Below are 14,012 nucleotides of genomic sequence, written 5' to 3'. Positions count from 1 at the left end.
AGTATGTATATATTTTTAAAAACAAATTTAAAATTGAAACTATGAAAAAATTAAGTCTTATTCTTATCATGGCGATAGCCTCATTTTCATCTTATGCGCAATCTTCTTATAAAGAAGATTTGGAAGTAGTACAAAGTGTTTATGGAAAATCTAAAGCTGAATTGGTAAAACAGTACATGAATTTATCTGATGCGCAGGCAACAGCTTTTACGAAAGTTTACGATAATTATGAAACGTCGCGAAAAGCTTTAGGGCAGACTAAGTTTCAATTGATAAATGATTATGCTGCTAATTATGAAACTTTAACCGATGAAAAAGCAGATCAATTGGCTAAAGCAACTTTGAAAAACCATATTGATTATGAGAAATTGTATTCTAAAACTTATAATCAGGCAAAAAAAGCGATTGGTTCTATTAATGCAGCAAAGTTTATTCAGCTTGAAGTATATCTTCAAACCATAATTAGAAGCGAAATTCTAGAAGCAATTCCGTTTATAGGAGAATTGGATAAGAATAAGGTAATGTAAATTGTTACGATTTTTATAAAAGTAAAATGGGCTGTCTCAATTTTGAAACAGCCCATTTTACTTTTATTTTTCAGTTTTAACTTTGTAGATTTCATTTACCATTCCGTCGCGGAAACTATCCAAAGTAAGTTCCCAAAACATAATTCCTCCTAATTTTTTTGCTTTTGCGTATTCAGCTTTTGCTTTAATAGATTTTAAATCATCTGATGTTGCAAAAGTTTTCGTTGATGCATTGTACCAATATGGCGCTTGAGCTTTTTCATCATAAAAATATTTCCAGCCGTTAGCCTCTGTGTATGTTGTAGCATAGTTTTTAAAATCAACACCTTGAAAATGCTCTCCAGCTTGATACAATCCGTTATTGATGTTTTCTACGTTCTTCCATTGTCTAGTATAGAATGCACCTCCAATTACTAACTTTTCAGCAGGAACGCCCGCTTTTAGTAAAAACTCAACAGCTCTATCTGTAGATTCTTCTTTCGGATTTGTGCTGTATAATGGTGTATGATGCCCTGTAACTTTTGAGTATCCGTTTACTAAATCGTAACTCATAATATTAATGCGGTTTACAAATGGAGCTACAGCTTTCCAGTCGATAGACTCATCTAAACATTTTTGAAAACCTCCCGCAGCAAAACTTAGTTCATATTTTTTTCCTAATGTTGAACGTAAAATTTTAAGAAGTTCTGTAAAATTAGGTTTATCAGCAGCTTGGTATAAATGTCCAGGAAGTCCTTCAATTGATGGATATTCCCAATCTAAATCTAAACCATCAACTTTAAAATAATCGCTTACTTCTTTTACAGATTTTGCAAATTTTAAGCGTCCTTCAGCAGTTGAAAATGCTTCCGAGCATGGCTCACAGCCTCCCCAGCCACCAAGAGATAAGATAATTTTAAGTTGCGGATTTTTTGCTTTAAGCGAAACCAAGTGCTTGATAGTGATAGAGTCTTTAGCCGAATCAACGCTTAATTTCCCATCTTTTAAATGACAAAAACTAAAGATAATCTGGTTTAATTTGCTGACCTCATATTGGTCAATAAGTTTAGAGTCGCCAGTATAGTAGGCAATAATATCCATTTTTTTGTTTTTCTGTGCAAAGGTGGTTGTAATACCAAAACACAGCAAAAAGGATGCGATTAGAGTAATTTGTTTCATTATTTTGTTTTTTTATAGTTTTTAGAATGTTAAATATACTGTAATACATTTAATATTTAACATCATGAATGCTCTAGAAAGTTAATTTTAACGAATATTTTGCAAATTTCTGCAAAAATATTGCGTCTTGTAAGTGATGTCTTTCATGGAAAATTACAAAAAAATAAGCCCGCGCAGTTTCGGACTTGCGCGGGCTTAAACAAATTAAAAGCTAAAAACTATTTTGATATTAGAAGCAGTAAGTATCTTCTGCTACTAATTTTGCTGCAATTTTTTCTCTCAATGCCACAACGTTTGGCAGATTAGTATATTTAGTGAAACGTTTAAGTCCCATTAACATCATACGTTGTTCATCACCTTCAGCGAAAGAAGCAATTCCTTCTTTTCCTCTTAAGTTTACGATGTCAACTGCTTTGTATAAGTATAATTTTGCCATAGCAATTTGCTCTTGAACTTTATCTTCGCCTTGAGCTTTTGCTAATTTTTCAGTTCTCAAAATTGTACTTTCAGCCATGTAGATCTCGATTAAGATATCAGAAGCTGCCATTAACAATTGTTGGTGAGCATCTAATTCAGGACCATATTTTTGAACAGCGCTACCAGCAACCATTAAGAAAACTTTTTTCAAGTTAGCTACGATTACTTTTTCTTCTGCAAATAATTCAGAGAAATCAGGCGTATCAAAAGATGGAATTCCCATTAATTCTTCCTGAACTTTCATTGCTGGTCCAAGTAAGTCAACGTGACCTTTCATTGCTTTTTTGATCAACATACCTACAGAAAGCATTCTGTTGATTTCGTTTGTTCCTTCGTAGATACGAGCGATACGAGCATCTCTCCAAGCACTCTCCATTGGAGTATCTTCAGAGAATCCCATTCCACCAAAAATTTGGATACCTTCATCAGAACAAGATTGAACGTCTTCAGAAACGGCTACTTTCAAGATAGAACACTCGATAGCATATTCTTCAACACCTTTCAATTCAGCTTCTTGATGAGAAGTTCCTTCTGCTTCACGAGCAGCGATTCTGTCTTCGATATCTTTTGCAGCACGGTAAGAAGCACTTTCTCCAGCATAAGCATTCGTTGCCATTTCAGCTAATTTAGAACGGATAGCTCCAAAAGATGAAATAGATGTATTGAACTGAATTCTTTCGTTAGCATATTTTACAGCTCCAGAAGTAACTCTTCTTTGAGCATCTAAACAAGCTGCAGCCAATTTAATACGACCAACATTTAAAGCGTTCATTGCAATTTTGAAACCGTTTCCTCTTTCAGATAACATGTTTTCAACCGGAACTTTTGTTTCGTTGAAGAAAACCTGACGAGTAGAAGAAGCACGGATTCCTAATTTATGCTCTTCTTCATTCATAGAAATTCCGTTTGAAGGATCGTTTTCTACGATGAAACCTGTAATATTTTTATCATCTCCAATACGAGCAAAAACGATGAAAACGCTGCAGAAACCTGCATTCGAAATCCACATTTTTTGACCTGTGATAGAGTAGTATTTTCCGTCTTCAGATAAAACTGCTTTAGTTTTTCCTGAGTTAGCATCAGATCCTGCGCCTGGTTCAGTTAAGCAATAAGCTCCAAACCATTCTCCAGTAGCTAATTTTGGAACGTATTTTTTCTTTTGTTCTTCAGTACCGTAAAGTGTAATTGGCATAGTTCCAATTCCGGTGTGCGCACCAAAAGCAGTTGAGAAAGAACCTGTAGCACCAGAAATGTAGTCACAAACCAACATTGTAGAAACAAATCCCATTCCTAATCCGCCGTATTCTTCTGGAACTGCAACTCCAAGAAGCCCTAGTTCACCAGCTTTACGCATAGAAGATTCTGTATAAGCGTAATCTTTTTTCTCAAAACGATCTTTATGCGCCCATAATTCTTTGTCTACGAACTCCTTTACAGAGTCACGCATCATTAACTGCTCTTCCGAGAAATCTTCTGGTGTGAAGATATCCTCGCATTTTGTTTCTTTAACTAAAAACTGACCACCACGAGTCACGTTTTTTTCGATTGTATCTGCCATTGCTAATGTTTTTTTGTATGTTTTTTATTTTAAAACCTTTTATAATTTAGTATTTCCGGCTTTTTTGTCATTCCGAGGAACGAGGAATCTCCGCAAGTAACTCGACAACGATTGACAAACTATGCGGATAATCGTCGCGGAGATTCCTCGTTCCTCGGAATGACAAACTAGATGGTTACTTTGTCGAATTACTAGTGTGATTTCTCCTTCGTCGAAATGACAAATAGGAGAGAATACTTTCTTATAATACTTCGTATATACCCGCAGAACCTTGCCCAGTTCCCACACACATACTCACGATTCCGTATTTGTTACCTCTGCGTTTCATTTCGTCGAATAACTGAACAGAAAGTTTAGCTCCTGTACATCCCAGCGGGTGACCTAAAGCGATCGCTCCACCATTTACGTTTACGATTTCTGGGTTGATGTTTAACTCGCGAGTAACTGCTAAAGCTTGTGAAGCAAAAGCCTCGTTTAACTCAATTAACTCGATATCGTTTAATGTTAATCCCGCTTGTTTCAATGCTTTCGGAATTGCTTTTACAGGACCGATACCCATAATTCTTGGTTCAACACCAGAAGAAGCAAAGTTTACCAGACGAGCAATTGGTTCAAGGTTTAATTCTTTTACCATTTCTTCGCTCATGATTAAAACGAAAGCAGCACCGTCGCTCATTTGAGAAGAGTTACCAGCAGTTACGCTTCCGTCAGCAGCAAAAACTGGTTTTAAACCTGCTAAAGCTTCTTTAGAAGTTCCAGCTCTTGGTCCTTCGTCTTTATTTACAACGTATGATTTTGTTTCTTTTTTACCATTTTCATTGATGAAAGTCTGCTCAACAGTAATTGGAACGATTTGTTTGTCAAATTTTCCTTCTGCTTGCGCTTTTAATGCTTTCATGTGAGAGTTGTAAGCGAACTCATCCTGATCTTCTCTTGAGATTTTGTATTGATTAGCCACCGCTTCCGCAGTTAAACCCATTCCCCAATAGTAATCTTCGTGACCTGCTGCGGCAACTTTATAATCTGGAGTTGGTTTGTAACCTCCCATCGGAATATAACTCATACTTTCTGCACCACCGGCAATGATACAATCTGCCATTCCTGATTGAATTTTAGCAGTTGCCATTCCTATAGTTTCTAATCCAGATGCGCAGTAACGATTTACTGTAACTCCAGGAACGTCTTCCACTTTTAATCCCATTAAAGAAATCAAACGTCCAACGTTAAGACCTTGTTCTGCTTCCGGCATGGCATTTCCTACCATAACGTCGTCGATACGTTTTTTATCGAAATTAGGCAGTTCGTCCATCATAAACTGAATGGTTTCAGCTGCTAATTCATCAGGTCTTTTAAATCTAAAAACACCTTTTGGAGCTTTTCCAACTGCTGTTCTATATGCTTTTACTATATATGCTGTTTTCATAAATGATTGTATTAAGATTGGAGAATTAAGTATTAAGATTTTCCAATTGTTTTGTTGATTTTATCCTTTAATGATCTTTGAAATGAAAAATTCATATTCGAAACTTCTACTAATTGATTAATAGTTGGTTGAATTAAATCTTCATTAACAAGCTTAAGTCTTTTTGCAAGTATTAATTGGGTTATTAATTCAAAAGTTGAGCCATTTGCAATTCCTAAAAAATGCATAAATTCTTTATCTGAATTTCTACCTGAACCTTCAGCAATATTTGAAGGAATAGAAACAGCACATTTTTTTATTTGATGAATTAAATTGAATTTTTCATCATTTGGCAGCAATGCTGAGATTTCATAAACATAAACCGTTATATCCATTGCTTTTTGCCAAATCTTTAATTTTTCAAACTGGTGCATTTCTTAATACTTAATTCTTATTACTTGATACTAGTTTCTCAAAGGTTTTCCTTTAGTCAACATGTACTGGATTCTTTCTAACGTTTTACGTTCTGTACATAAACTCAAGAAAGCTTCACGTTCGATATCTAATAAATATTGTTCAGATACTAAAGTTGCTTCAGATAAATCACCACCCGCCATTACATAAGCCAGTTTGTTAGCGATTTTCTTGTCGTGTTCAGAAATGTATTTTCCAGCTTGCATTTGATCTGTTCCTACTAAGAACATACCCAAAGCTTGTTTTCCTAAAACTTTAATATCATTTCTTCTGATTGGCTGTGTATAACCAGCTTCAGCCATTAACAAAGCATGTTTTTTAGCTTCAGCAATCTGACGATCTTTGTTTACGACAATAACGTCTTTTCCATGTTGAAGAAGTCCAGTATCAAAAGCTTCGTAACCAGAAGTCGAAACTTTAGCCATTGCGATTGTCAAGAAATACTCTTGAAGAACGTTCAATTCCACGTCGTTTTTGCGGAATAAATCTGAAGCTCTTAAAGTCATTTCTTTAGAACCACCACCACCAGGGATAACTCCAACACCAAATTCAACTAATCCCATATAAGTTTCTGCAGCAGCAACCACTTTATCAGCATGTAAACTCATTTCGCATCCACCTCCAAAAGTCATTCCGTGAGGCGCTACTACAACTGGAATAGAAGAGTAACGAACACGCATCATAGTATCTTGGAATAATTTGATCGCCATGTTCAATTCGTCATATTCCTGCTCAACCGCCATCATGAAAATCATTCCGATATTAGCTCCAACAGAGAAATTCGCCGCTTGGTTACCAATAACTAAACCTTGATATTCTTTTTCAGATAAGTCGATTGCTTTATTGATAGCTTGTAGAACGTCGCCACCAATAGTATTCATTTTAGATTGGAATTCTAAGTTTAAAATTCCGTCTCCTAAATCCTGAATGATTGCACCGCTATTGCTCCAAACTTTTTTGCTTTCGCGAATGTTGTTTAGGATAATGAATGAATCTTGTCCAGGAACTTTTACTTGAGATTTTGTTGGAATGTTATAGAAATAAGTCGCTCCTTCTTTCACAGTATAGAAACTGTCGCTTCCAGAAGCCAACATTTCAGTAACCCATGCAGCAGGCTCTAAACCTTCAGCTTTCATGATTTCAATTCCTTTCGCAACACCAATAGCATCCCAGATTTCGAATGGACCATTTTCCCATCCAAAACCAGCTTTCATGGCATCGTCAATTTTATATAATTCGTCTGAGATTTCAGGAACTCTGTTTGATACATACGCAAACATTCCAGCGAAACTCTTACGGTAGAATTCTCCCGCTTTGTCTGTTCCTTTTACTAAAACTTTAAAACGATTGATAGGTTTATCGATAGTTTTAGTTAATTCAAGAGTAGCAAAATTTGCTTTTTTCGCAGCGCGGTATTCTAATGTATCTAAGTCTAAAGAAAGAATATCTTTATCTACTTTTTTATAAAAACCTTGTCCAGTTTTGCTTCCTAACCAATTATTTTCCATCATTTTGTTGATGAAATCAGGAAGTTTGAACAATTCGTGTTGTTCGTCATTCGGGCAGTTTTCGTAAATACCATTGGCAACGTGTACCAAAGTATCCAAACCAACAACGTCAACGGTACGGAAAGTAGCTGATTTTGGGCGACCAATTACTGGCCCTGTCAATTTATCAACTTCTTCAATTGTTAATCCCATTTCTTTTACTAAGTGGAATAAACTTTGGATTCCGTAAATACCAATTCTATTTCCAATAAACGCCGGAGTATCTTTAGCAACAACAGAAGTTTTTCCTAAGAATTTAGATCCGTATTCGTTTAAGAAATCCAATACTTCAGTAGAAGTTTTTGGACCAGGAATAATTTCAAATAATTTTAAGTAACGCGCAGGGTTAAAAAAGTGAGTTCCGCAGAAGTGCTGTTGGAAATCTTCGCTTCTTCCTTCACTCATAAAATGAATTGGAATACCAGAAGTATTAGAAGTAACTAAAGTTCCCGGTTTACGGAATTTCTCAATTTGTTCAAAAACTAATTTCTTAATGTCTAAACGCTCCACAACAACCTCGATAATCCAGTCAACATTAGCAATTTTTGCCATATCATCTGTCGTATTTCCAGTCGTAATTCGGTTTGCGAATTTTTGGCTGTAAATAGGAGATGGTTTTGATTTTAATGAATTCGCCAAATGTTCGTTTACCACACGGTTGCGAACGGCTTTACTTTCAAGTGTTAATCCTTTTTTAGCTTCAGCTTCGGTCAGTTCACGCGGTACAATGTCCAGAAGTAAAACTTCGACACCAATGTTAGCAAAATGACAAGCTATACCTGAACCCATAATTCCGGATCCAATTACAGCAACTTTTTTAATTGTGCGTTTCATATTGTTATTATTTGTTTGTAGGAGGAAAAGAATATTATTCTTTTTCTGTGTTTTCTGTTTGATTAAATATGTTTTTATCGTGTATCAGTTCATTTATAATTTCAGAAACCTCGATAAAATGATTCAGTTTTTCTTCCGAAACATGTTTTCTTACCATTTCATTAAACTTCAGAACTGTATTTTTAGATAAATCTCTTTTTTCTTTCCCAAAATCGGTCAGATAGATTAAAACACCTCTACCGTCGCTTGGGTTCTTTTTGCGAACAATCAAACCTTTTTCTTCCATAGATTTTAAAGTTCTTGTCAAGCTGGTGGCTTCCATGCCCATTCTAGGGCCCAGAGCCGTTGATGGAGTTCCTTCTTCCTTGTCCATACTTAAAAGAGCAAATCCTGTCGCCATTGTTGCATCATATTTAGCCGCTTCTTCATTATACATTCTTGAAACAGCTTGCCATGTCGCTCTTAAAATATAATCTATCGTTTTGTCTTTCATAGGTAACTATATCGATTTCAAATATAATTAAAAAATACTATGCATGCATATAATTTTTTAATAAATTTTTGGTTAGTTATAAAATATCCCTGATTTAGAGGGTTTTGGTAGTTTATTTTAAGTGAAATATACTATTCTTTTTTTAGATTTTAACATTTTTAATGCGGTAAAAATCTTTTTTTAATTTTTAAAAAGCATTTATTTCTGTATTCTGTAAAAAATCATGCATTTATTTCAGTTGGTTTTTCAGAATCGTAACGTGAAATTGCCTCCTGAAGGGTCTTTTTCATACGATTTCTCAGACTTTCAGGTCTTAAAATTTCCAGACAGCTTCCAAAACCTAGAAGGAGTCTTTCCATTTCATAATTTGGTATTACATATATATGTATAATAACACTCCCGTCTTCATTTTCCTTAATTAATCGCTGAGACGTATGCAAAGGTTTTGTGAGTACATAAGGCGCATTCGAAGCATCGACCCATAATTCAATTCGTCTTGCGTTCAATCCTGAATTTACGGTAACACCAATGACATCTTTGTAATAAATGTCAGCGTCAAAATCTTCTTCTAAGTAAGGATGATTAAAATCGTAATCAATAGAAATGATTCTATCCAAAGCCAAATTGGTAATGGGCTGCGAGGCTTTTTTCTTTCCGATTAAAAACCAGCGGTTATTGAATTCCTTCAATATGAAAGGATGAAAATGGAATTTGCTTTCTTCAGCAGATTTAAAAGATTTATACGTAATAATGAGAACCATTTTTTTGATAATTGCCTGATAGATTTCGTCTAGATAATGGAGTCCTTTTAGTTTCTCATTTTTATCCAGATATATAACGGGTTTAGTATGCGATTTCTCGGCGTAGATTTTATCCTCTAATCGCTGTAGAATATCCGATACATCATTAAATAAAGAGAAATCTTTAAACTGTTTTAGCATCGAGACCGTTTCGGTCAAAACATTCATGTCGGTTTCCGTAAGCGGAATATCGGTTATCGAAAAATCTTCTTCTTCATATTTATAATACTTTTTATCGTAAACCACGATCGGAGCATTATAACCCAGTTTTTCACTTCGCATCAGCTGAATATCCATCTGAATGGTTCGTTTGCTGATTGGGTTTTGGCGCCCTTCATATTCAAATAAAGCTTCAGAACATTCTTCGATTAAATCTTCGAGTGTCCATTGTCTGTATTTATTTTGAAGGCATTTATCGATGGTTTTGTATCGTATTAAGGCGTTTTTGTTTTGTGACATTTTTGTATTGTTTTGCCACAAAGTCGCGAAGGCGCAAAGTTTTTTAATTCAATGATTATTAAGATTTATTTCACGCAGATTAAAATGATTTAGGCAGATTCAGCAGATTATTTAAAAAATAAAAATCTTTTTAGATCTGCTCAAATCCGTAAAATCTGCGTGAAACAAAAAAACTTTGCATCTTAGCGTCTTTGCGAGATTCAATTTTTAGTTTAATAACTTTATTTCCTTTTCAATATTAGCTCTCGCTTTCTCTTCATACAAACTCCTAAACGCATCAGTCTGAAAAATAAATTCGTTTTCCAGAAAATGCTTCAACGCTTTTGCGCGTCCGGGTTTGTATAGAAAATCAGGATAAATGCGATATTCTTTTCTAATTTGTTCAAAGTAGATTTTATAATCGTCCCAATCTTTAGCCAGAATTTTTAAATCAAAATCGATTAACCAATTGATATCTTCGATGGCATTGTATTGATGTTGCTGTGTTGCGCAGATTGCATCAAAAACTAATTGTTTATTTAGATCTACTTTTTCAGATAAAACTGCCAAAGCAAACTCAGCACTTTTGAGTTCGTTATCTTTTTTAGATGCGGAATAAACAAAATCATGATAAAAAATAGAAAATAATACTTCATCTGGATTTTGAAGTTTATCGCGATAAATTTCAAAACTGGCAATCATTTCTTTTAAATGGGTGAGATTATGATAATGCCTTGATTTTTTGGAATATTCCTTTTCTAAATCTTTCCAGTTTTTCTGAATTTCATATGCTGAAAAGCCAATATTGGAGAGTAAATCAGAATAAATTTTTTCTAAATTCATAATCGTAAGTGGATTTTTTAAGCTCCAGATGAGCTAAATATTTATAGCTAATTTATAAGACCCAATCATAAAGCTCCAGCGGAGCGACACTTAAGTTGGGCTTTATTAAAAAATATGTCGCCCCGCTGGGGCTCTTTTTAGGCATCATCAAAGAGCTATAAATATGTCGTCCTCTCTGGGACTTACGCGCTTTTTTCAAATTAATATTTACTCAAATTTAAAATTCTTTTTTTACTGCGCAAAATAATTGCGTAGTAGTTTTGAAATCTTTGCTCAGGAAATAAAACAAATAGTATTTCTAAAAAATGAAACAAAATTTTTACTACGCAAAATTACTGCGCACTAGTTTAGAAATCTTTGTTCAGAAATAAAAACAAACGTTCATAGAAATAGAAAAAAGAATAAAACAGGTCAAGTTTGAGTTACTTCGAAAACACTTTCCAATGTACACACTTAAACCATTACCTTTTTATTTTATAATCATAATTGGGGCAGTAGCTCAGTGGTAGAGCAGGTAGTTTTGAAATTATCAATTAAAGGTCAATCAAAATTTACTTCTTACACTTTTAATGTCCGTGTCGTGGGTTCGAATCCCACCTGCTCCACAATTAATGGTCAATTGAAACTTACTTCAGAAAATTGGTACTCCGGTTCGAGTCCGGCAAGTTTTAAAATCATCATTAATAAAAAAAGAGGGTCAAAATTAGCTTACTTCTTGGGGAAACCCGCAAACTTCCAATTTGAATCAGCTAATTCATTACACTCCAATTTCAGGTCAAGTGTTTCTTACTTCAAAAATCTTTTAGGTAGAACTCAGAAACACCATTATCTAAATTTTAAAAATTAAAAAAATGAAAACAAAAGAATTATTAAAAATCAGTTTACGCCAAAATGCTATTTTCATTCCATCAGAAATGATTACGAATGATGTTAAAAATTTATCAGGAACAACTTCAGTTTTGTTAGCCAATGTTTCAAAACTTGGATTTACATTTTCTGAGTCATTATTGCATGCTTTAAACAATGTAAACCCAAATTATAAAATTGAGGTTTTAGAAGTTTTAAGAGAAGTTTTAGGAACAGATAAAAACTGGACGCCATTGGTAAAAGAATGGAACGTTCCAACAGGCGAATCTGTTTTAGATCATATTATCACATATTTTGGAAACGTTTTTAAAACTAAAAACGGAACAGCTTTACAATGCGGACATATTATCCCGGATAATACTTTTCCATTAGAAAGATACAACGGCTGTCCGTTCTGCGGAACTCCGTTTGAATTTGGAAAACTGGAAAATATCGGTCAAGGAAGCAAATTGAAAATGCTTGAATTATGGACAGAAAAAGATCTAAATGATTTCTATATCTCGTTATTGCAATCTAAAACCGCTTTAGACGCTACGCAAGTAGATAGTTTAAAATTGGCAATGCACTATTTGCCTTTACCAAAAACAGAAGTGGCAATGAAGGAAACTTTAATGCTGGTGATTGATCTTTTGATCGAAAATGGTAAAGAAGAAGAAGCGTCTCAGTTTTTGAAAACGCCGACAGATATCTTACGATACTTATGGTATAAAAACACAGGAATGCTTCAGATTATTGAGCCAAAAACGATTATCAAAAGAACATCAAAAAATGCACAGCATTTCCATAATGCTTTAGATACAAGCGTTCAGGCAAGAATTGCTTCTCAAAAAGATCTGAAACTAAAATATTCTCGAAAAGAATGTTTAATGGTGGCAAATTGGTTGAATAATATGGACATGGAAGTGGAGGCAATGTGTGAAACCATGCATCCAAAAAGAGGAATGTGGGTTCGTTTTATCCGCGCGCTTCGTTTGGCAGAATACAGCAAAAGAAAAGGGTTTGAGAAATTAAACTTTTTAATGGATATATTCTACAACCAAGTGTATGACGTTTGGCAAAGTAAAGTAGATTCGTCAAGATTAAAGTTTGATGCCGATAAAACATTTACGTTGTTAAAACAACGTCCAGGATTATTTGCACGTTCGTTATTTTCGAACATGCTTTGGTTTGGAGCAGAGGAAACTGTTGCCCATTTTGAAGAAATCATCGATAAAGTTCCTGCTCGATTGGTGTTTACTTTAAACATGTATGCTCAAAATTATTTTGATAAAAACATGCAAAGAAGTGTGAAACCTTTGGGTGGAACCAACAAACGAATTGAAGCCAACGCTTTATTGAAGTTGTATGATAATGTGCAGTTGGAAGCAATGAAAAATCAAATTGAAGAATTGTGTCTTTTGGCCATGAAAAAACGATTTGCGAAAATTGCTAATACCAATAAAACAATCTATATCGATCCGCAATTGTTTAACATTCCAGTTTCTATAGGAGATCGAAGCGAAACGGTTCAGGATTTGCCAGTTGCTTTAATGGGAACACGTTTCCCAATTGAAGGTAACGATGTGCGATTATTTATGCAATGGGGTAAAGATTTGCCGGCACAGCATTTAGATATGGATTTGAGCTGTCATATCGCTTATGAAGATAAAGCCGATATTTGTTCTTTCAGCCGATTAACCACAACAGGTTGTCAGCATAGTGGTGATATCCGAAGCATTCCGAATAAAATTGGAACAGCCGAATATATCAACATTAACATTGACGAATTAGCGAAAGCCAAAGCAAAATTTGTAACTTTTACTTGCAACGCGTACAGCAACGGAAGTATTACGCCAAATTTGGTCGTAGGTTGGATGAACAGCAAACACCCGATGAAAATTTCGGAGAAAACTGGTGTAGCATACGATCCGTCGTGTGTAGATCATCAGGTTCGTGTGACGCAGAATGTTGCTAAAGGTTTGGTTTTTGGAGTGTTGGATGTAGCCAAAAGAGAAATCGTTTGGTTAGAGATGACTTTCGGAGGTCAGGTTGTAGGCGGTTTGGATTTCAAAGGAGTTCAGGCGTTGTTAGCAAAACTAAACAGCAAATTGAATATTGGTAGTTTGTTACAACTTAAAGCGGAAGCTCAAGGTTTAACGATTACTGAAAATGAAGTTGCCGATGAGGTTTATACAGCACAATGGGCGATGAATCCAGCGGCTGTTACGCAATTGTTGGTGGATTAGTTGCAAAGGTTCATAGTAACAAAGTGACAAAGGTTTTTGTAGGGGCGCACTGCTGTGCGTCTCCGCAAAGATTGGTAAATTTAATCTCGCAAAGGCGCGAAGGCGCAAAGTTTTTTAAGTTTTTTATTAAACGTACTGTTTGTCATCTTGAGGAACGAAGGATCACACAAGAAACTCGACAAAGATTGGCGATTCTCTTTGAGGAATATTGGATGTGATCCTTCGTTCCTCCTTTAGATTTGTTTTTTAAAATTTAAGTAGATTTATGATTGAGAAAGGAAGCAAAAGTAAACTGTTCGTTCCTCTGAGCTTGAGACTCATATCCTGATTAAGACTTTAGCTTCCCTTTCATCAAAGACTCAGATAGAA

Annotated in this window: 10 protein-coding genes and 1 tRNA gene; 3 read left to right on the top strand and 8 right to left on the bottom strand. The window is 34.9% G+C overall.

Features of this window, described 5'->3' with window-relative positions; translation table 11 throughout:
- The first annotated feature begins 41 nt into the window (after positions 1-41).
- Complete coding sequence (locus ACFO3N_RS07415) at positions 42-527, top strand: hypothetical protein (protein WP_379796490.1); 486 nt, start codon at positions 42-44, stop codon at positions 525-527.
- A gap of 63 nt (positions 528-590) precedes the next feature.
- Here the strand turns inward: ACFO3N_RS07415 and ACFO3N_RS07410 are convergent, their stop codons facing one another.
- The 8 genes from ACFO3N_RS07410 to ACFO3N_RS07375 all read right to left on the bottom strand — a co-directional run bounded on the left by ACFO3N_RS07410 (position 591) and on the right by ACFO3N_RS07375 (position 10,551).
- Entirely contained in the window at positions 591-1,685 is a 1,095-nt protein-coding gene (locus ACFO3N_RS07410; RefSeq protein WP_379796488.1) for a glycoside hydrolase family 18 protein, read from the bottom strand.
- 229 nt (positions 1,686-1,914) lie between these two features.
- A complete protein-coding gene (locus tag ACFO3N_RS07405) occupies positions 1,915-3,720 on the bottom strand; it encodes an acyl-CoA dehydrogenase family protein (RefSeq protein WP_379796486.1) in 1,806 nt (601 codons plus the stop codon).
- A gap of 241 nt (positions 3,721-3,961) precedes the next feature.
- Positions 3,962-5,143: a thiolase family protein gene (locus ACFO3N_RS07400; RefSeq protein WP_012026720.1), complete on the bottom strand. Its 1,182-nt coding sequence runs from the start codon at positions 5,141-5,143 to the stop codon at positions 3,962-3,964.
- Positions 5,144-5,175: 32 nt separating this feature from the next.
- Positions 5,176-5,556, bottom strand: coding sequence for a four helix bundle protein (locus ACFO3N_RS07395; RefSeq protein ID WP_379796484.1), 381 nt, complete (start codon positions 5,554-5,556; stop codon positions 5,176-5,178).
- A 30-nt stretch (positions 5,557-5,586) separates the two neighbouring features.
- Positions 5,587-7,977: a 3-hydroxyacyl-CoA dehydrogenase/enoyl-CoA hydratase family protein gene (locus ACFO3N_RS07390; protein WP_379796482.1), complete on the bottom strand. Its 2,391-nt coding sequence runs from the start codon at positions 7,975-7,977 to the stop codon at positions 5,587-5,589.
- Between the two features lie 34 nt (positions 7,978-8,011).
- A complete protein-coding gene (locus tag ACFO3N_RS07385) occupies positions 8,012-8,470 on the bottom strand; it encodes a MarR family winged helix-turn-helix transcriptional regulator (RefSeq protein WP_095928910.1) in 459 nt (152 codons plus the stop codon).
- A gap of 221 nt (positions 8,471-8,691) precedes the next feature.
- The gene (locus ACFO3N_RS07380) at positions 8,692-9,729 is read right to left on the bottom strand and encodes a helix-turn-helix transcriptional regulator (RefSeq protein ID WP_379796480.1); all 1,038 of its coding nucleotides are present in this window, start codon (positions 9,727-9,729) and stop codon (positions 8,692-8,694) included.
- A gap of 207 nt (positions 9,730-9,936) precedes the next feature.
- Positions 9,937-10,551: an HD domain-containing protein gene (locus ACFO3N_RS07375; protein WP_379796478.1), complete on the bottom strand. Its 615-nt coding sequence runs from the start codon at positions 10,549-10,551 to the stop codon at positions 9,937-9,939.
- Between the two features lie 488 nt (positions 10,552-11,039).
- Here ACFO3N_RS07375 and ACFO3N_RS07370 point away from each other — a divergent pair.
- Positions 11,040-11,156, top strand: a tRNA-OTHER gene (locus ACFO3N_RS07370).
- A 246-nt stretch (positions 11,157-11,402) separates the two neighbouring features.
- A complete protein-coding gene (locus ACFO3N_RS07365; RefSeq protein ID WP_379796476.1) occupies positions 11,403-13,643 on the top strand; it encodes a hypothetical protein in 2,241 nt (746 codons plus the stop codon).
- Positions 13,644-14,012: the final 369 nt, after the last annotated feature.

Origin of the sequence: Flavobacterium chungangensis, from assembly GCF_042654045.1 — a bacterium.
Lineage (GTDB): Bacteria > Bacteroidota > Bacteroidia > Flavobacteriales > Flavobacteriaceae > Flavobacterium > Flavobacterium chungangensis.
The sequence above is the reverse complement of the archived record's forward strand: the minus strand, read 5'-3'. Positions and strand labels throughout refer to the sequence as shown.

What these genes read in the sequence shown, in the direction of transcription:
- ACFO3N_RS07415 (WP_379796490.1), top strand. Translation starts at nt 42, where the DNA reads ATGAAAAAATTAAGTCTTATTCTTATCATGGCGATAGCCTCATTTTCA.
- ACFO3N_RS07410 (WP_379796488.1), bottom strand. Translation starts at nt 1,685, where the DNA reads ATGAAACAAATTACTCTAATCGCATCCTTTTTGCTGTGTTTTGGTATT.
- ACFO3N_RS07405 (WP_379796486.1), bottom strand. Translation starts at nt 3,720, where the DNA reads ATGGCAGATACAATCGAAAAAAACGTGACTCGTGGTGGTCAGTTTTTA.
- ACFO3N_RS07400 (WP_012026720.1), bottom strand. Translation starts at nt 5,143, where the DNA reads ATGAAAACAGCATATATAGTAAAAGCATATAGAACAGCAGTTGGAAAA.
- ACFO3N_RS07395 (WP_379796484.1), bottom strand. Translation starts at nt 5,556, where the DNA reads ATGCACCAGTTTGAAAAATTAAAGATTTGGCAAAAAGCAATGGATATA.
- ACFO3N_RS07390 (WP_379796482.1), bottom strand. Translation starts at nt 7,977, where the DNA reads ATGAAACGCACAATTAAAAAAGTTGCTGTAATTGGATCCGGAATTATG.
- ACFO3N_RS07385 (WP_095928910.1), bottom strand. Translation starts at nt 8,470, where the DNA reads ATGAAAGACAAAACGATAGATTATATTTTAAGAGCGACATGGCAAGCT.
- ACFO3N_RS07380 (WP_379796480.1), bottom strand. Translation starts at nt 9,729, where the DNA reads ATGTCACAAAACAAAAACGCCTTAATACGATACAAAACCATCGATAAA.
- ACFO3N_RS07375 (WP_379796478.1), bottom strand. Translation starts at nt 10,551, where the DNA reads ATGAATTTAGAAAAAATTTATTCTGATTTACTCTCCAATATTGGCTTT.
- ACFO3N_RS07365 (WP_379796476.1), top strand. Translation starts at nt 11,403, where the DNA reads ATGAAAACAAAAGAATTATTAAAAATCAGTTTACGCCAAAATGCTATT.